14 protein-coding genes and 3 tRNA genes are annotated in these 17,550 nt (G+C 72.0%); 3 read left to right on the top strand and 14 right to left on the bottom strand.

All coding sequences use genetic code 11. From position 1 onward, the window contains the following. Window positions 1–5: 5 nt before the first annotated feature. The 3 genes from JOD48_RS02495 to JOD48_RS02485 all read right to left on the bottom strand — a co-directional run bounded on the left by JOD48_RS02495 (window position 6) and on the right by JOD48_RS02485 (window position 1,413). Window positions 6–78: transfer RNA gene (locus JOD48_RS02495), tRNA-Arg, on the bottom strand. A gap of 202 nt (window positions 79–280) precedes the next feature. Continuing rightward, complete coding sequence (locus JOD48_RS02490) at window positions 281–1,054, bottom strand: KUP/HAK/KT family potassium transporter (RefSeq protein WP_191789835.1); 774 nt, start codon at window positions 1,052–1,054, stop codon at window positions 281–283. Beyond that, entirely contained in the window at window positions 1,051–1,413 is a 363-nt protein-coding gene (locus tag JOD48_RS02485) for a KUP/HAK/KT family potassium transporter (protein ID WP_204807176.1), read from the bottom strand. The genes JOD48_RS02490 and JOD48_RS02485 overlap by 4 nt, the downstream gene beginning before the upstream one ends. Window positions 1,414–1,505: 92 nt before the next feature. Here JOD48_RS02485 and JOD48_RS02480 point away from each other — a divergent pair, with 92 nt between their 5' ends. Next, window positions 1,506–2,243: a fumarylacetoacetate hydrolase family protein gene (locus JOD48_RS02480; RefSeq protein WP_204807174.1), complete on the top strand. Its 738-nt coding sequence runs from the start codon at window positions 1,506–1,508 to the stop codon at window positions 2,241–2,243. Window positions 2,244–2,348: 105 nt separating this feature from the next. Here JOD48_RS02480 and JOD48_RS20035 read toward each other — a convergent pair whose 3' ends face one another. Further along, entirely contained in the window at window positions 2,349–3,581 is a 1,233-nt protein-coding gene (locus JOD48_RS20035; protein WP_204807172.1) for a DUF418 domain-containing protein, read from the bottom strand. Then, the gene (locus JOD48_RS02470) at window positions 3,578–4,177 is read right to left on the bottom strand and encodes a TetR/AcrR family transcriptional regulator (protein ID WP_204807171.1); all 600 of its coding nucleotides are present in this window, start codon (window positions 4,175–4,177) and stop codon (window positions 3,578–3,580) included. Before JOD48_RS02470 ends, JOD48_RS20035 begins: the two co-directional genes overlap by 4 nt. 175 nt (window positions 4,178–4,352) lie before the next feature. Between JOD48_RS02470 and JOD48_RS02465 the strand changes: the two genes are divergently transcribed. Both JOD48_RS02465 and JOD48_RS02460 read left to right on the top strand, forming a co-directional pair. Then, window positions 4,353–5,090, top strand: coding sequence for an ABC transporter ATP-binding protein (locus tag JOD48_RS02465; RefSeq protein WP_191789840.1), 738 nt, complete (start codon window positions 4,353–4,355; stop codon window positions 5,088–5,090). Next, window positions 5,087–6,451, top strand: a complete 1,365-nt coding sequence (locus tag JOD48_RS02460; protein ID WP_204807168.1) for an FtsX-like permease family protein — start codon at window positions 5,087–5,089, stop codon at window positions 6,449–6,451. Before JOD48_RS02465 ends, JOD48_RS02460 begins: the two co-directional genes overlap by 4 nt. A 154-nt stretch (window positions 6,452–6,605) precedes the next feature. Here JOD48_RS02460 and JOD48_RS02455 read toward each other — a convergent pair. The 9 genes from JOD48_RS02455 to JOD48_RS02415 form a co-directional block, all read right to left on the bottom strand. Further along, window positions 6,606–6,694 (bottom strand) — tRNA-Ser (locus JOD48_RS02455). A gap of 156 nt (window positions 6,695–6,850) precedes the next feature. Beyond that, window positions 6,851–9,448, bottom strand: a complete 2,598-nt coding sequence (locus JOD48_RS02450; RefSeq protein ID WP_204807166.1) for an MMPL family transporter — start codon at window positions 9,446–9,448, stop codon at window positions 6,851–6,853. Window positions 9,449–9,488: 40 nt separating this feature from the next. Next, the gene (locus JOD48_RS02445) at window positions 9,489–10,184 is read right to left on the bottom strand and encodes a TetR/AcrR family transcriptional regulator (RefSeq protein WP_204807164.1); all 696 of its coding nucleotides are present in this window, start codon (window positions 10,182–10,184) and stop codon (window positions 9,489–9,491) included. Between the two features lie 68 nt (window positions 10,185–10,252). Then, entirely contained in the window at window positions 10,253–11,524 is a 1,272-nt protein-coding gene (locus JOD48_RS02440; RefSeq protein ID WP_307823930.1) for a threonine/serine exporter family protein, read from the bottom strand. Window positions 11,525–11,671: 147 nt separating this feature from the next. After that, window positions 11,672–11,756: transfer RNA gene (locus tag JOD48_RS02435), tRNA-Ser, on the bottom strand. A 159-nt stretch (window positions 11,757–11,915) separates the two neighbouring features. Continuing rightward, the gene (locus tag JOD48_RS02430) at window positions 11,916–12,461 is read right to left on the bottom strand and encodes a GTP-binding protein (RefSeq protein ID WP_084690016.1); all 546 of its coding nucleotides are present in this window, start codon (window positions 12,459–12,461) and stop codon (window positions 11,916–11,918) included. A gap of 391 nt (window positions 12,462–12,852) precedes the next feature. Continuing rightward, window positions 12,853–13,269, bottom strand: coding sequence for a DUF742 domain-containing protein (locus JOD48_RS02425; RefSeq protein ID WP_030151140.1), 417 nt, complete (start codon window positions 13,267–13,269; stop codon window positions 12,853–12,855). A gap of 10 nt (window positions 13,270–13,279) precedes the next feature. Next, a complete protein-coding gene (locus tag JOD48_RS02420; RefSeq protein ID WP_030151141.1) occupies window positions 13,280–13,729 on the bottom strand; it encodes a roadblock/LC7 domain-containing protein in 450 nt (149 codons plus the stop codon). A 40-nt stretch (window positions 13,730–13,769) separates the two neighbouring features. Continuing rightward, window positions 13,770–17,462, bottom strand: a complete 3,693-nt coding sequence (locus JOD48_RS02415; protein ID WP_204807160.1) for a sensor histidine kinase — start codon at window positions 17,460–17,462, stop codon at window positions 13,770–13,772. Window positions 17,463–17,550 lie beyond the last annotated feature (88 nt).

The following is a 17,550-nucleotide window of genomic DNA, read 5'->3' as shown; positions in this document are numbered from 1 at the left end:
TTCTGTGCGCCCGGAGGGATTCGAACCCCCAACCTTCTGATCCGTAGTCAGATGCTCTATCCGTTGAGCTACGGGCGCCCGGCTGTTCGTGATTTCTCTTGAGCAGCCGTCGAGAAGACTACAACGAGAATCGCTGGATACTCAAACCGATACGGCCTGACCAGCCACTTCGTGACGCACGACACCACGACGGCCGCGTTGCGACCCGCCACGACGGCGCGACGAACCGCGGAGCAACCGCGGAATCCCGCCGCTCCCGCCGCACGAGGCGCGGCCTCGCCTAGAGCGGCACGTCCCGGCCGAGCACGATGGTCCGCTCGCGGGGCAGGTCGAGCGTCTCGACGGGGTCGGGCACGATCCGGTACAGGCCGAGGAAGAGTCGTTGTGCCCATCGCGGCATCCTGGACCGCGGGCTGAGCCGTGGCACGGACAGCGACACGAAGTAGGTCGCGGTCCCGAGGTTGATGCCGTGCATGGCATCGGGGGCGTCGCGCTGGACCTGGCCGAGGAGCCGCACGACCCGTGGTCGCTCTCGGAAGCCGTACGTCGCGACGATCTCGACGACCCCCTCGTCCCCGGCAGCGGCCACGCGGTACCTCTCGGGGGCCGGGACGACGGGCCGGTCGGTCGTCGCCCAGCTCACGAGCAGGACGTGGCGCTGGAGCGCGTGGTTCTGCTCGACCATGGAGCGCAGCGCGAGCGGCACGACACCGCTGTGCCTGCTGAGGAAGATCGCGGTCCCTCGGGTCCTGGTCACCGAGCCGTGGGCCTCGAGGACGTCCTCGACGCGCTGGACGGTGGTCTCGAGCGCGAGGCGCCCGCGGCTGACGTGCCGCTGGCCCGTCCACCAGGTCGTCATCACGACGAACACGAGGGCACCGATCGTCAGGGGGAGGCAGCCGCCGGAGCCGACCTTGGCGAGGTTCGCGGCGAGGAGGACGAGGACCACCAGGAGGATCGAGCCGGCGACGACGACGCTGCCGGTGAGGCGCCGTCGGGACGTCCAGCCGTGGGCGAGGTAGACGACCGTGGTGATCGAGATGGTCAGCGTCACGGCGATGCCGTACGCGGAGGCGCGTAGAGGATGCTGACGACGAGGGTCAAGGACCACAGGACGGTCGAGGTCATGCCGTAGACGAACGTCCGGTCGATCTGTGCCCCGGCGCCCTGAGCGGTCGCGACGACGGCTGTCGCGGCGCACAGCGGGCTGGTGCCGATGTCCCCGAAGACGACGCCCAGCGCGCCGACGAGGGCGAGGGCCCCGGGCGCCCCACCGCGTCCCGCCGCATCGTCCGCAGTGCGTGAGATGGCCCCTCCTCGCCGCGCGTCGCTGGGCGCCCGTCCGCGAGCCCCCGGTCTCCCCAGTGTCACGCCGCGGGGGCGGGGCGGCCAGGCGATCACATCGGACGTCATACCTCCTGTACTCTCGCCTCAGCCGGCACGACCGCGCCGACACCCGCGAGCGACGCCCGCGGACCGATCGCCCGCAGACGGAGGAACCCACCGTGAGACTCGCTCGGATCGACACGCCCACCGGCCCCCGGCCCGTCGTCCAGGACGACGACCTCTGGGCCGTCGTCGTGGACCACTACGCCCCGGTCCTCGAGCGCACGGGCGAGACCTACCCCGTCGACGGCGCACGCCTCCTCGCGCCGTGCGAGCCGCGCGTCGTGCTCGGCATGGCGCACAACAGCGGCCCCGAGGACCGCCTCGTCCCGCCGCAGGCGTTCACCAAGTCGGCACGCACCGTGATCGGGCCGGGCGAGCCCGTGCGGCTCGACCCGGCCGCCGGCAGGGTCGTGGTCGAGGGCGAGCTCGCGATCGTCGTCGGCCGCACGGCACGCCACCTGACGCCCGAGCAGGTCCCCGGCGCGATCCTCGGCTGGACCGTGGGCAACGACGTGACGGCGTACGAGCAGAGCGCGCTCGACGACAAGTTCACGCAGTCCAAGAACGGCGACGGCTTCACGCCGCTCGGCCCGTGGATCGAGACGGACCTCGCGGCCCCGGACGACCTCGCGATCGACGTCCAGGTCGACGGCGCCACGCAGGCCGAGGCGTCGACGTCGGGTCTCGCCTGGGACGTCGTCGAGCAGCTCGTCTACCTGACCTCGCACCTGACCCTCGGCCCGGGTGACGTGGTGCTCACGGGGTCGCCGAGCACGTCGGCGCACGTCGTGCCCGGCCAGACCTCCTCCATCACGATCGAGGGCGTCGGGACGCTCACGAACCCGATCGTCTGACCTGTCCGCCGTGGCTCAGCGCGACGCCCGCCACCGCGGGCGTCGCCCGTTCGTGACCCACCGCAGCGCCCACTCGAGCGGCCCGTAGACGTGCCGTCCGAGCCATCACCGGCTCAGGACGAGCTGGGCCGCGAAGACGACCGCCACGAGCCCGAGCACGACCGTCGGCGCGACCTGGTCCACGAGCCCCAGCCCGTAGCCCGTGAAGACGACCGCGAGCACGGCCGACTGGCCGACGTAGCCCGTGAGCGCCATGCGTCCGGTCGGCGCGATCGAGTCTCGTACGCGCCGCGAGCGCCGGAACAGCGCGAGGCATCCGACGACGTACGCGGCGGTCAGGAAGGGGGCGGTGAGCTGCCCGACGCCGAACGCGAGCGTCTCGAGCCCTCCTCCCGGTGCGCGAACCACGGTCCAGGCGTAAAAGGCCCCGCCCGCCAGGCCGAGCGTCAGACCGAGTCCCAGCGACCACCGCACCACGGCACGTGGCAGCGCGCGGGTGAACAGCTCGTGCCGGCCGGCGGCGAACCCGAAGAAGAACATCGCGAGCGCGCTCGGGCCCTGGAGGAGGACGATCGCCGCCACGACCTCCGCACGGTGCCCCGCGGTGAAGGCGAACGCCTCCCCCGCGTCGCCCCCGAAAGCCGTCGCCTTCGCGAGGGCCTCGCCGGCCCCCGCCCCCGGAGGAGCCGCCGCGTAGCCCGCGGCGAGCTGGAGCACACCGAGCCCGACCCACAGGACCGCCACGGCCGCGAGCAGCGCGCTCCCGAGGACCACGGCTCGACGCAGGGTCATGTTCCTGGCCACCAGGAGCACGAGGGCGAGCCCCGCGTAGACCACGAGGATCTCGCCGGAGTAGAGCGCGACGCCGTGCACCGCCCCCAGGACGGCGAGCCCCAGGACCCGCCGGAGCATCCGCCCCACGAACGAGACGCCGTCCCGCTCGGCCGAGGCCATCTGGAGCGTGAACGAGTAGCCGAAGAGGAACGAGAAGAGCAGGTAGAACTTGGTCTCGAACAGGGCGGCGACCACGAACCGCACCGTGTGGTCGACCGGGCCGTCGAACGCAGGGTTCCCGCTCGCCGTCGCGTAGTAGGGGTCCGCGAACGCCCACACGTTGACCACGAGGATCCCGAGGAGCGCGAAGGCGCGCAGCGCGTCGACGTCGGCGAGCCGGCGCCCTCGGCCCGTCGTTCCCGCTGCACGCGAAGAGGCCGTCCGGCCCGCTGCGCCCGCAGTGCCCGCAGTGCCCGCAGGGCCGGGATCTCCTGCCCCCGCGGAACCGTCGACGACCGCAGGTGCGCGTCCCGCCGCACCTCGCGCCCCCTGCCCCGCACTCACGACTCGCCCGCCAGGAGCGCTGTCGCCACGCGCCGCAGCGTGGTGCTCTGCGAGCCTGCGTCGAAACCGGGGTCTGCGGCGACGCGCGCGAAGACGCCGTCGACCAGTGCCGCGAGCCAGGTCGCACCTTCCTCGACGGACAGCGTCCTCGAGACCTGACCGGTCCGGACCCCAGCAGCCAGCAGTGCGGCGAGGGCCGCGCGGAAGGCGCGGTCGCCGGCCTGCATCCGCTGCTGCACGTCCTCGTCGCGGTGGGCGAGCGCGGAGATCTCGAGCGCGAGCCCGGCGGCGACGGGGTCGGAGGCCAGCCGGCAGACCTCGTCGAGGAGCGCGAGCAGCGCCTCCCAGGGATCGTCGGCGTGGGCGAGCTCGCTCACGCCGGTCGCGGTGCGCTCGGCGTCCCGGTCGACGACGGCGAGCAGCACGTCGTGCTTGGTCGGGAAGTAGTGGAAGAGGTTGCCGGCGCTCATGCCCGCTCCCGCGCAGATGTCGGCCGTGCGGGTCGCGTCGTAGCCGCGCCCGGCGAAGCAGGTCTCCGCCGCGTCGAGCAGCGCTGACCGGCGAGCGGCACGCTGCTCCTCGTCGACCGTCCTCATGATCCCACCTTTCTTTGACTGAGCACTCACTCAACGATACAGAACGCTCTCGGGCGGGACAAGCCCCGTACGCCGCGAGGACGGCCACCGGTCCCCCCAGGGCATGACCCGTCGTCGGGCAGGTCCACACCGTGGCCGGACGCGGCAGGCCCTGTCCCCCGCGAAGGATGGGGGCATGACGAACCTCGGCCCTGCCCCCTCGACCGGCTCGCCTCTCGTCGCCTCCGGGCTGACGAAGGTCTACGGCACCGACCACACCGCCACGCACGCCCTCGCGGGCGTCTCCCTGACCGTCTCCCCCGGCGAGTCCGTCGCCATCATGGGCCCCTCGGGCTCGGGCAAGACGACGCTCCTGCACTGCCTGGCGGGCATCATCAAGCCCACGTCGGGCACGGTGTCCTGGCGCGGCGAGGACCTGACGACCCTGAGCGAGGGCCGTCGCACGGCCCTGCGCCGCCAGGACTTCGGCTTCGTGTTCCAGTCGGGCCAGCTCCTGCCCGAGCTCCCCGCGGTCGAGAACGCCGCCCTGCCGCTCATGCTCGCGGGCACGCCGCGCACCGAGGCGACGCAGGTCGCGGCGTCGTGGCTCGCACACCTGGGCCTGGCGGGCATGGAGCAGCGCCGCCCGGGCGAGCTCTCGGGCGGGCAGGCGCAGCGTGTCGCGATCGCACGGGCCCTCGTCGGGTCCCCCGGCGTCGTGTTCGCCGACGAGCCGACGGGCGCGCTCGACCAGGGCACGGGCGCCGAGGTCCTGTCGGTCCTCACGTCCGCGGTCCAGGCGTCGGGCGCGGCGCTCGTGATCGTCACGCACGACGCGGGCGTGGCCCGCTACTGCTCGCGCACGGTCACGATGCGCGACGGCCGCATCTCGGGCGAGTTCCACGCCACCCCCACGCAGGGAGCGGCCCGATGAAGGCCACCCTCGACCTGTGGTGGCTCCTGCGCCGCCGCAGCTCCGACAGCCGCGACCCCCAGGGGCTGACCAACGTCCTGGCGATCATCGCGTTCGCCGCGACGACCGCGATCCTGCTCGTCGTCGTCGGCGGCGTGGGGGCGTTCGTGGAGCGCGCTGGCGGGATCGAGGGCATGTCGGCCGGGCCCGAGGCAGGGGCGAGCTCCTACGACAGCCAGTACCCGATCTTCGCGGCCATCGCGTCCCTCCTGCTGCTCATCCCGCTCGTCACGCTGGGCGGGGCCGCGGCGCGCCTCGCCGTGGCCCGTCGGGACGCCCGTCTGGCGTCGCTGCGCCTGGCCGGGGCGACGACCGGGCAGGTCGCGACCCTCACGGTGCTCGACGCGGCCGCGCAGGCCCTCGTGGGCGCCCTGGCAGGGCTCGTGGGCTACGCGGCGCTGCTGCCCCTGGTCGCACAGCTGCGCTTCCAGGGGCGGACGTTCGGCCTCGCCGAGCTGTGGGTCGGCGTCCCGGCACTGCTTCTCGCGGTCGTGGGCGTCGTGCTCGTCGCGCTGGTCTCGGCCGCGGTCTCGCTGCGTCGGGTGGCGATCACCCCCCTGGGCGTCGCGGCCCGCGTGACCCCTCCGGGCATGAAGGCCGTGCGGCTGCTCTCGATCGCGGTCGCCTTCGTCGCGATGCTCGTCGTCACGAACGTCTCGTTCGGCGGGGCAGGGGTCACGATCGCGATCCTCACCCTCGTGCTCGTGGCCGGGTTCGCGACGCTCAACGTCGTCGGTCCGTTCGTCATCTGGGTCGTCGGGCGGATCACCGCGCGCAGCGCGAAGAGGGTGCCGACGCTCCTCGCGGGCCGTCGCATCGTCGACTCGCCCAAGACGGCGTGGCGGTCGGTCGGCGGCGTCGCCCTCGCGACCTTCATCGCCGGGATCACGAGCATCTTCGCGCTGTTCGACCCGAGCATGGGCGCCGACCCCGAAGAGGTCCAGTTCGTGGGCGACCTGGTCACGGGCGGCTTCCTGACCCTCGCGATCGCGGGCGTCCTGGCTGCTGTCTCGACGGGGGTCATGCAGGCCGGACGCGTGATCGACCAGCGGGGCGAGTATCGCGCGCTGACCCTCGCGGGCACCGACCTCAGGACCCTCGACAAGGCGCGGTTCCGCGAGACCGTCATCCCGCTGGCAGCGAGCGTGGGCCTCGCGACCGTCGCCTCGCTCCTGTTCATGGTGCCCGTCCTCGGGCTCAACACGTTCGCGAACGTCGACGTGGTGCTGCAGTTCCTGGCGTGCGTCGCGGGGGCCTCGGCGCTCGTGCTCGCCGGGGCGGCCGCGTCACGGTTCGTGGTCCGCTCGGCCATGGCGGCCTGAGGTTCGCCACGCCCACGGCGGCCCGACGGCGGAGCTCACGTCCCGCCGTCGGGCCGCGGCGTGCGGGACGAGCGGTGGGGGGGCGCCGACTCGGCGCACTCTTCCGGGGCAACAGAAAAGGCCCCGGGCCTGACGCAGCCGGGACCTTCCTGAGCGGAGACGGAGGGATTTGAACCCTCGAACGGGTTGCCCCGTTACCACCTTAGCAGGGTGGCGCACTAGACCTGACTATGCGACGTCTCCATGCTCGGATGCTAGGCACCGAGCGTCGCAAGGCTACCTTCTCGGAGCGCTGCGGAGCAAAACAGGGGTGCCGACGGGCGCGTCCCGGTGCCGCGACGGCCGCCCCAGGACTGCTGGAGCCGCCCCCCTCGTGGTGAGGAGGGCGGCTCCAGGAGGTCAGCCTCGGACGCCCGCGGCGTCCTTGTCGAGGTCGCCCTCGGGAGCGGCCCCCGAGACGCCGGCGACCACGTGCGGGTGGCGCCGTTCGAGCGACGCCCCCTCCACGTCGACGTCGGGCAGGATCTTGTCGAGCCAGCGCGGCAGCCACCACGCCTTGTCCCCCGCGAGATGCATGAGCGCGGGCACGACCATCATCCGGATCACGAACGCGTCGACGAGCACGCCGAACGCGAGCGCGAAGCCGATCGGCCGGATCATCGCGCTGTGCGAGAAGATGAAGCCGCCGAACACCGCGATCATGATGATCGCCGCGGCCGTCACGACCGAGCGACCGGCGCGGACGCCCTGCACGACCGCGATGCGCGCGGGAGCACCGTGCGCGTAAGCCTCACGCATGCCCGACCCGAGGAAGAGCATGTAGTCCATCGCGAGCCCGAACAGGATGCCCACCAGGATGGTCGGCAGGAAGTTCAGGATCGGGCCGGGGCTCTCGACGCCGAACACGCCGCCCAGCCAGCCCCACTGGTAGATCGCGACGACGCCGCCGAGGGCGGCGAAGTACGACAGGATGAACCCGAGCGTCGCGATGACCGGGACGACGATCGACCGGAACACCAGCACCAGGATGATCAGCGACAGGCCGACCACGACCGCGAGGTAGACCGGCAGCGCGGACGCGAGCTTCTCCGAGATGTCGACGTTGCCGCTCGCCGAGCCGGCGACCCCGATCTCGTACGTCCCGTCGATGGGCGACATGTCGCGCAGCGTGTGCACGAGCTCCTCGGTCGACTCGCTCGTGGGCCCCTCGGCGGGCACCACCTGGAACGCCGCGACCGTACCGTCCTCGGACGTGCCGATGGGCGCGACCGCCACGACGTCGTCCTGGTCGAAGAGGGTCTGGGCGATCTCCACCTGGGCCGTCATGGAACCTGCCTCGGTCCCGGCCTCGGACGCGGGCAGGTCCGCGACCACGAGCAGCGTCCCGTTCTGGCCCTCGCCGAACTTCTCCGCGAGCGTCGAGTACGCCTGGTACTGCGTCGAGTCGTGCGGCTCGGTCGAGCCGTCCGGCAGGTTCAGCCGCAGGTCGAGCGCGGGCAGCGCGACGAGCAGCAGTGCCGCGATGCCGACGACGACGCGCACGACGGCCCAGCCGGTCGACATGGGACGGACCTCGGCGGGCGCAGGGGCGACAACCTGGGCGTCCTGGGTACCCGTCGCACCGTTCGCCGGGCCGGCAAGTCGCGCGCGCTCTTTCTTGCTGAGGATCCGCTCACCCACGAGGCCGAGCAACGCCGGCGTGAGGGTCACGGCGATGAGCACCGCGATCGCGATGCAGGCCGCACCGACCGTGCCCATGAGGCCCAGGAACGGGATGCCTGTGACGTTGAGGGCGAGCAGCGCGACGAGCACCGTGGTGCCCGCGAACACGACCGCGTTGCCCGACGTCCCGTTCGCCAGCGCGATCGACTCGTGCAGGTCGTCGCCCGCCTTGAGCTGACGGCGGTGCCTGTTGACGATGAAGAGCGAGTAGTCGATCCCGACCGCCAGGCCGAGCATGAGCCCGAGCACGGGCGTCACGGACGCCATCTCGACGACCCCGGACAGCGACAGCGCTCCGAGCGCACCGATGCCCACGCCGATCAGGGCGGTGAGGATCGGCAGACCGGCGCCGATGAGCGTGCCGAGCATGACGACGAGGACCACCGCGGCGACCAGCAGGCCCACGATCTCTCCGGCGCCGATGATGCTCGGGGCCCCCATGGTCATGTCGGCCGAGAGGTTCACGGTGAGGTCCGCGGGGGCGTCGTCGAAGATGCCGACGAGCTCGTCCTTGGTCTCCTGCGGGATCTCCATCTGCGGGTCCGTGAACGAGATCATGACGATCGCGGTCGTGCCGTCCTCGGAGACCATGCGGATCTCGGAGGCCATGTCGAGCAGCGTGGCCCCCTGCTCGAGCTGGGCGCTCTGCTCCTCGAGCTGGCTCGTACCGTCGTCGAGCGTCGTCTGCTGCGCGTCGAGCGCCGCGCGCCCCGCGTCGAGCTGGGCCTGCTGCGCGTCGAGCTGCGGCTGAGCCTGCGCGAGCATGCCCGCGGCCTCGGCCTGGGCGCGGGCGGCGTCGAGCTGGGCCTGACCTGCGTCGAGCTGCGCACGACCCGCGTCGAGCTGGGCCTGACCGGCCTCGAGCTGCGTCCGCCCGCCCTCGACCTGGGCGCGTCCGTCCTCGACCTGCTGCTGCTGCGCGGCGCGGTCCGCCTCGGTCACGAACGGGTCCATGACCGCGGTGACGCCGTCGACCTCGGAGGCCTCGGCGACCAGCCCCGCGATCTCGTCCTGCTGCGCGCTGGTGAGCGCCTCACCGTCGGCCGACTGGACGACCACGGTCCCTGTCCCGCCCGACGCGTCAGGGAAGTCGCTCTGCAGGCGGTCGGTCACCTCGGCCGTGGGAGTGCCGGGGATCGAGAAGGTCGTCGCGAGCGTGCCCGCGCCGAGCGCGAACGCCACGCCGGCCGCGACGAGGATCGCGAGCCACGCGACGATCACCGTCTTCGCGCGGCGCGCCGACCAGCGGCCGACGCGGTAGAGAAATTCAGCCATGAGAGTCCTTCGGTTGCGCGCGAGTACGCGGATGGGTGGGTCAGCGGGTGCGGCGTGACGAGGCGACCGGCTCGTGGCCGGTCCGGGTCGCGTCGAGGAGCCGTTCGAGCAGGACTGTCCAGGCCTCGCGCGAGGTCGGGTCGTCGACCGCCCCCGTCACGTCGACCCAGCGGAGGTAGACCACGATCAGCCCGCTCATGAGCGAGCCGACGAGGAGCTCGACGTCGAACGGGTCGGCGTCGGGGTGGCTCGCGGCCAGGGCGGCCGTGAGGCGCATGCTCACGTCGGCGAAGACCTTGATGAGGGTGTAGGCGCGCCGCGGCGAGGGGCCGCCCTCGTCGCCCAGCACGCGGGTCAGATAGACCAACGGAGTCACGAAGTCGGTCGAGCGCAGGGCGTCCGCGACCTCGTCGAAGAGCGTGACGTCGTGCGGGGGGCCGGCCTGCTGGTCCCGCTGGCGCTGCTGGTCCCGCCCAACCTGCTGGTCCGACGCGATCGCGTCGAGCCGGTCGAGCGCTGCGCCGACGACCTCGCTGCAGACCTCGGTCACCACGTCGTCGAGCGACGCGAAGTGGTTGAAGACCGTGCGCCGCGAGACGTCGGCGCGCTCCGCGAGCTCGTCCACCGAGAACCTCGTCCCGCCCGACTCGCCGATGAGCGCCGCGGCGGCGTCGACGATGGCCCGCCGGTGGCGGGCCTTGAGCGCAGCACGACGATCGACGACAGGCAGGGACATGTCCCTACGCTAAGTGCATCGATGCACTCGGTGCAACAAGCCTGGTCAGGCCCCCGCGCTGCGTACGCCTACCGCTCGAACGTCCAGTTCTTGTCCGTCAGCATGCGGGCGACCGCGAGGCCGATCGCGAGCGCGACGATCACCAGCCCGGCCTCGACGGTCGACGCCAGGGCGTCGAGCGTGGCACCGCTGTTGAACTCGTAGACAGCGCGGTAGGCCGTGACGCCCGGCACCATGATGACGACCGCGGGCACCGACATCGTGATGCGCGGCACCTTCATGGCCGGTGCGATGTAGGCGGCGAGGATCCCGACGATGAGCGCGGTCGCCGCCGCGGCGGCCTGCGACGCGAAGCCCGCGTCGATGAGCTCGAGGCGCGCCACGTTCGCGACCATGCCGATCGACGCCGCTCCCACGGCCATCTTCCACGGGCTGTTGAACATCAGCGCGAAGCCGAGCACGCCCGCGAAGCTCGCGAGCGCGCGCAGCGCCACGAACAGCGTCTCGTCCAGGGCCGGCGGAGGGAGCCTGTCGGGCTGGAGCCCTGCGATCGCGGAGATCGCCCACACCGCGAGGGCGGCCGACGCCAGGATCATCAGGGCGTACGTCATGCGGGCGATGCCCGCGGAGAAGTCGAGCTTGGCGAGGTCGAGCGCGGCGGTCACCAGGGCGAACCCCGGGACGAGGAACAGGACCGCGGACACGTAGCCCGCCTCGTGGCCCCCCGCGACCCCCATCAGGTTCTCGAAGACGAGCACGATCAGCAGGTAGGCCGTCGCGGCGACCGTCGCTGCGAGCATCGTGGTGCCGAACTGGTTGATGCCCTTGTGCAGCATGGCCCGACGCACCATCTGACCGAAGAACGCCCCGACGAACACGGCACCGCACTCGATGACCCCGCCGTTGTTGAGGAACGCGAACGCCGCACAGGCGATCGCGGCCCACAAGGCGTTGAGGAACGCGCCGTAGAGCAACGGCTTCGCAGCGATCCGCTCGAGCTCCGCGTCGACCTCCGCAGCCGTGACCTGCTCCGGCAAGTCGCCGACGTAGGCCTCGAGCTCGGACAGCCGGTCGGAGTTGATGCCGACCGCCCGGACCTCGGCGACCTCGGTGCGGAAGTTGCGGTCCCGGTAGGACGTCGCGGTGATCTCGGTGAGCGTCACGTGCGCTGCGGTGCGGTCGAGGCCCAGCGCCCGGCCCACGCGCGTCATGTGGGACTTCACGCGGTAGCTGCCGGTCCCGGCCGAGAGTGCGAGGTGGCCGACCCTCAGGACCGTCCCCGACTGCCGGACCAGCTCGCTCGGGCCCAGGCCTGGTTCGTCGGTCGCGTCTGCTGTCACCCCGACATGATCGCCCGTCCGGCGCGCGCGTGCACTCATGGGCCGGTGCGGTGAGACGGTCCGGTCCACGCTCCCCGGCCGCGGGTCAGCGTCCTGGAGAGAGGGCGAGAGGCCCCGGACCGCACCGGTCCGGGGCCTCTCGGCAGGCGGAGGGCGAGGGATTCGAACCCCCGGTTGCTTGCGCAACAACGGTTTTCAAGACCGTCACATTAGGCCGCTCTGTCAGCCCTCCTGGGATGCTCCGACGCACATTCTGGCACGTCGGGGCGCTCGGGCGCCCCTGTGCCTCCCCGAGAGGCCGCGTGCACGACGACGGCGGGTCACCCGCAGGGGTGGCCCGCCGTCGTGCGGTGGGGCGTCGCGCGACGATCTGGGATCGTCGTCGAGGATGTCAGGCAGCGCCCGAACGCAGCTGACGCATCGCGAGCTGCACGAGCGAGATCAGCGTCTGCTTGGTCGCCGCGCGCGAACGGGCGTCCGTGTACAGCATCGGGACGTGAGCCGGGATCTGCAGCGCCTCGCGCACGTCCTCGAGCTTGTGCTTGGCCACGCCGTCGAAGCAGTTCACGCCCACGACGAACGGGATGCCACGCGACTCGAAGTAGTCGATCGCGGGGAAGCACTGCTCCAGGCGGTCGGTGTCCACGAGCACCACGGCACCGATCGCGCCACGCACGAGGTCGTCCCACATGAACAGGAAGCGGTCCTGCCCCGGGGTGCCGAACAGATAGAGCCAGAGCGACCCCGGCAGCTCGATGCGACCGAAGTCCATGGCGACCGTCGTCGTCATCTTGCGGTCGCTCACACCACCCGCGTCGTCGACGCCCACCGAGTGCTCCGTCATCGCGGCCTCGGTGTTGAGCGGCTCGATGTCCGAGATGGAGCCGATGAAGGTGGTCTTGCCGACGGCGAACCCGCCCGCGACGACGATCTTCACGACGGTCGGCGCCGTGCGTGCCGCCTGCGGGGCGGGCGTCGCGGCCGGGGCGACCGGCTGCGGTGCCGTCGGGGCCGGGCTCGCCTGCTGCTGCACGGGCGGGGTCTGGTGGACCGTCGGCGCCTGCTGCGTGGCGACGGGAGCCGGAGCCTGCGGGGCCGGCGCCGGCGTGCTGCCGGGCTGACCGCCGAGGACGCTCTGGCGGACCGGAGCCGACGTCGGCGACCCTGCGGACGGGGCCGAGGCGGCCGGGGCCGGCGCTGCAGCCGCCGGGGCCGAGACGGGAGACCACGAAGGCCCCGACGCGCCGCCGGCGGCGGGTGCCGACGACCCGGGGGCGCCCGTGATCAGACCGGTGCCACCAGCAGCCTGCGGCTGGCCGACAGCACCGTCAGAGGGTGGAAATGCCATTGAGAACACTCTCCAAGATACTCAGGGACAGTCCCGAGTTGCTGCTGCCGTGGCCGGTGTGGACGTTGAGCGGGGTCGACGTGTGCACCGTGAGGTAGTTCTCCTCGGCGAGGTCGGCGACCAGGATGCGGGTGACGCCCAGGGGCATCCGCAGGAGTGCCGAGAGCTCGGCGATCGACACGTAGTTGTGCGCGGCGTGCTGGAGGATCGCACGCTTCTCAGGAGGCAGGCCGTAGCTGTTCACAGCACCCGGCATCACCTCGACCAGCGCCTCGAGCGGGAGGTCCGAGGTGGCCGAACGGACACGTCCGCCGGTCACCGCGTACGGACGGACCGTCGCGGCCTCGTACGAGTCCGAGCTGTGCGCTCCCAAGCTGCCAAAAGGTGCGTTCGTCATCGACCTGTCCTCATCCCACCGGGGCTCGGGTTGCTCCGTCAACGGGCAGGCTACCGCGCATCTCCGAGATGAGCTGAGGCGTCAACGTCGCCTCGGTGCGGGAGACGAGGAGGGCCATCTCGTAGCCGATCAGGCCGATGTCGCACGTGGACTCGGCGACGACTCCGAGCACGGACCCGTTCGAGACGTTCATGAGGAAGAGGAAGCCGTTGTCCATCTCGACGATCGACTGGCGGACGTTGCCCCCGTTGAGCTGGCGGGCCGCACCGCGGGTCAGGCTCGACATCCCGGACACGATCGCCGCGAGCTGGTCTCCGCTCGTGCGGTCGAGCTGGTCGGACATCGCCATGAGCAGGCCGTCGGCCGACACCACCAGCGTGTGCCGGCTTCCCGGGACGGTCCGCACGAAGTTGTCGAGCAACCACCCGAAATTGGTTGCTTCGGTGCTGAGCGCGTTCACACTTCCTCCTTGTCAGTTGCCACAGACGGCGAGCTGTACGTCACCGCGACTGCGGCGCTGAGTCGGGGACATCATTGCCGTGCGAGGCACGTTCCGTCGAACTTGTCTCGTCGTCGGCCTCGACCCGTCCCCGTGCGGTCGCCGACTGGAAGGCTGCGAGTCGTGCCCGCAGCTGCTCCGGGTCGCGATCGATCTTTGCCGTGAACCGGTCGACGTACTCCTCGCGGTTCACGGTCCGGGCCCGACGCGTCAGGCCCGAGCTCGTCACGTCCGAGCGCTCCTGGGGGCTGTACGTCCCCGCGGACTCGGCGTACGCCTTGCCCTGGACCTCCGGGCCGTTGCGCAGCAGCGTCGACATCTCCTCGTAGAGGACCGCGGAGGCGATCCAGTCCGAGCGAGCCTCGACGGAGTCCGACACGTAGCCGGCCTCGAGAGGCTCGATGGGCTCCGGTGCCGGGCGACGCACGAGCGGCGTCGAACCTGCCGGGGCGCCAGAAGACTCACCTGCCGGCGACGCCGGCGCCTGCGCACGCGGCGGGGCGAACGCAGTCGGCGCAGCGGGCTGCTGGTACGCGACCGGCGCCTGCTGCGGCGACGGAGCGGGCGGCTGGTAGGCGGACGGCTGCTGCACCGGTGCGGCCTGCGTGAGCGGCGCAGCACCGGCCGGCTGCGACGCGAGCGCCGCGGCCGACGGGGTCACGACGGGCATGGCCCCCGTGCGCGGGCGACGGTTGAAGATGCCGCGCTTGCGTGCCTGGCTCTCCCGCAGCGACCTGCGCGTCGGCAGGTCGGCCATGAGGTCCTCGAACTTGGGGAGCGCCTCGAAGGACAGCTCCTCGGGGATCTCCTCCCGCGCCGGGGGCGCAGGCTGCTGGGTCGCGGGCTGCTGCTGGGTCGCGGGCTGCTGCTGGGTCGCGGGCTGCTGCGGAGCGACCTGGAGGGCGGCCGGGGCCTCGTGGTGCTGCTCCTGGAGCGGCTGGGGCGCGACCTGCTGCTGGTCCTGGTACTGCTGGACCGGCTGCCCGACCGGGGGTCGGTACGTGTCGACGTGCGCGACCGGCACCTCGTCCTGCGTCGGCTGCGCGGTCGGGGCCGAGCGCTGCGGGAGCGCGACCGCCGGGGCCTGCGCGGCCTGCGGCTCGCTCACGTCGGACACAGCGGCCGCGGGGTCCTCCGTGACCGTCGCGGAAGCCTCGCTCGGTGCGAGCGGCTCGATCGCGAACTGCGGGGCCCACGTGCCGTCGTCGGGCACGAAGTCCGGGACGGAGATGTCGGTCGCCGACACGTCCGGTGCGGCGTCGAGCTCGACGGCCTGCTGCTCGGACGTCGTGGGGTCGGCCGCGCCGAGGGCGCGGAAGCTCGAGAACATGGCCGAGCGCGTGCTCACGTCGAGCACGGGGATCTCGGCGGACTGCGGCTGCAGGGGCGGCATGACGCCGGTGGTCTCCGCGGGGCTCGCGGCGCGGGCCCTGCTCGGGAGCGAGGAACCCGACGAGGCCACGCCCTCGGGTGGGGACCAGGCCTCGGGCGAGGCCGGCAGGTCGAGCGGGAGCGATGGCGTCGCGAGCGGCGGCAGCACGATCGAGCCGGTCTGCGGGCCGGGGACGAACGAGGCGCTCGGCGCGGACCCGGCAGGGTCCATGCCGCGCGAGCGGCGCCGAGGCATACCCGTCGAGGTCGCGCCGTCGGTCAGGGCCGCGAGGTCGACCGGGATCGCGACGGGCGCGTCCTGGTCGATCTGCGGGGTCGCGGTCGTGGCCGGGCCCGAGTAGACGGGGGCCGACGGCTGCGCGGGAGGGGCGGAGAGCTGGTTCGCGGCGACCTGCGTGCGGTTGTCCAGCGGGTCGGTCGGCATCGGCAGCGGGACGTTCGAGTCCGGCACGAAGAGGACGTTGGGGAAGCTGACCGTGACGAGGGTGCCCGCACCCTCGGGGGCGCGCTCGAACGTGACCCTCGCGCCGAGGCGGTCGGAGATGCGCCCGACCACGTACAGGCCCAGTCGCTGCGACCCCACGACGTCCGAGGCGGCGTGCGCGTTGACCTTGCGGTTCGCCTCGGTGATCTCCTCGGGCGTCATGCCCAGGCCGTGGTCGCGGATGATGATCTTGACGAACCGCTCGTCGCGCGCGGTGCTGACCTCGACCGGCGTGTGCGGCTCGGAGAACATCGTCGCGTTCTCGAGGAGCTCTGCGATGAGGTGCGCCGCGTTGAGCGCGTTGTGCCCCAGCATCAGCGGGTCGACGACGAGGTTCAGCCGGACGCGGTCGTACAGCTCGATCTCGGACGACGCCGTACGGATGACGTCGGAGGCAGGCATGGGCTGACGGACGCGACGGCCCGAGTCGATGCCCGCGAGCACGAGGAGCGACTCGGCGTTGCGGCGCATACGGGTCGCGAGGTGGTCGAGGCGGAAGAGGTTCGACAGCGTGTTCGCGTCTTCCTCGGAGCGCTCGAGGTCGTCGAGGAACGCCAGCTGGCGGTTGAGCAGCACCTGGTCGCGACGGGCCACGTTGACGAACATCTCGGCGATCGACCCACGCAGCGCCGCCTGCTCGCGGGCCACCTGGATCGTCGTGGAGTTCACGTCGTTGAACGCGTTCGCGAGCTGACCGACCTCGTCGCTCGACTCGACCGTGATGGGCTGGATGTTGATGCCCGGGCCCTGGCCCGGCACCGAGACCTGCTCGACCATGCGCGGGAGCTGGTCCCGGACGTCCTGGGCCGCGCTCGTGAGTCGGCGCAGCGGGTTCACGATCTGGCGGGCGATGGCACCGGCCACGAGGATGCTGGCGGCGAACGCGACGAGGGTCACGAGGATGGTCAGCACGGCTCGGGTCACGGCCGCGGCCGCGATGTCCGACGCCGTCTCGCCGGCCTCCTTGCGGACCTCGTCACGGACCGGGGTGATGTTCGCGAGGTCGTTGGTCGAGGCGGTGGCCCAGTCCTCCTTGTTCGTCACACCCTTGGCGCCGTTGGCCGCGAGCGAGTTTCGCAGGTTGACGTAGGAGCCGAGCGGGGAGGGGATCGCGAGCCCGGTGCGCAGCTCGCGCACCGCCTTGCGGGCGGCCGCCGCCTTCGTCTCGCCCTCGCTGACGAGTCGGGCGGCGCGCTGGGAGTCGTCGTCGATGTTCGGGACGGCGTTGGCGATGTCCTGGAAGAGGAACGAGACGACCGGGAGCTCGAGCGCGACCTGGCTCATGAGCACGTTCGACGCGACGTACGCGTCGAGGACCTGGGCCAGGCCACGGTCCTGCGCGGTGTCGGCCAGCACGCGGGGGACGTCGAGCGCGTCGTCGATCAGCGTGTTGTAGGACGACGTGAAGCCGAGCTCCTGGATCGTCTGGTTGTCGATCTTCTTGCGGAGCGCGTCCAGCTCGGCGCGGTCCTTGACGGTCGCGTCGACGGCCCGGGTCACGCGGGGGTCCAGCATGGACATGGTGACGTCGCCGTACATCCGGTCACGTCGGTCGAGCGCCTTGTCGGTCTCGGCGCGCGCCTCCTCGACCAGCGCGTCGGCGTTCTCGACCCCCCGGGCCCGCTGGATCTCTGCGGCGCGCTCGGCGGCGACGGCCTTGCCGGCGACGTCCTGGGAGGCGAAGGCCTCCACCAGGGCGACGGTCTGGTTGGCCACGCGCGCCTCGTTGATCGCCTGAACCGAGAAGACCGTTGCGGCCAGGAACAGGACGAAGACAGGCAGCGCGAGTGCCGCAAGGATCTTCCCGCGAACGCTCAACCTGCGGAGCATACGAACCTCTCTCCATACCCTGTGACCAGCGGATCGTCGTGAGGTCCGGTCGGCTGCGACCATCCCCCACTCGCCA

Origin of the sequence: Oerskovia paurometabola (assembly GCF_016907365.1) — a bacterium.
Classification (GTDB): domain Bacteria; phylum Actinomycetota; class Actinomycetes; order Actinomycetales; family Cellulomonadaceae; genus Oerskovia; species Oerskovia paurometabola.
This window is presented reverse-complemented; position numbering and strand designations above follow the sequence as displayed.

What these genes read in the sequence shown, in the direction of transcription:
- JOD48_RS02485 (WP_204807176.1), bottom strand. Translation starts at nt 1,413, where the DNA reads ATGACGTCCGATGTGATCGCCTGGCCGCCCCGCCCCCGCGGCGTGACA.
- JOD48_RS02470 (WP_204807171.1), bottom strand. Translation starts at nt 4,177, where the DNA reads ATGAGGACGGTCGACGAGGAGCAGCGTGCCGCTCGCCGGTCAGCGCTG.
- JOD48_RS02465 (WP_191789840.1), top strand. Translation starts at nt 4,353, where the DNA reads ATGACGAACCTCGGCCCTGCCCCCTCGACCGGCTCGCCTCTCGTCGCC.
- JOD48_RS02460 (WP_204807168.1), top strand. Translation starts at nt 5,087, where the DNA reads ATGAAGGCCACCCTCGACCTGTGGTGGCTCCTGCGCCGCCGCAGCTCC.
- JOD48_RS02450 (WP_204807166.1), bottom strand. Translation starts at nt 9,448, where the DNA reads ATGGCTGAATTTCTCTACCGCGTCGGCCGCTGGTCGGCGCGCCGCGCG.
- JOD48_RS02445 (WP_204807164.1), bottom strand. Translation starts at nt 10,184, where the DNA reads ATGTCCCTGCCTGTCGTCGATCGTCGTGCTGCGCTCAAGGCCCGCCAC.
- JOD48_RS02425 (WP_030151140.1), bottom strand. Translation starts at nt 13,269, where the DNA reads ATGACGAACGCACCTTTTGGCAGCTTGGGAGCGCACAGCTCGGACTCG.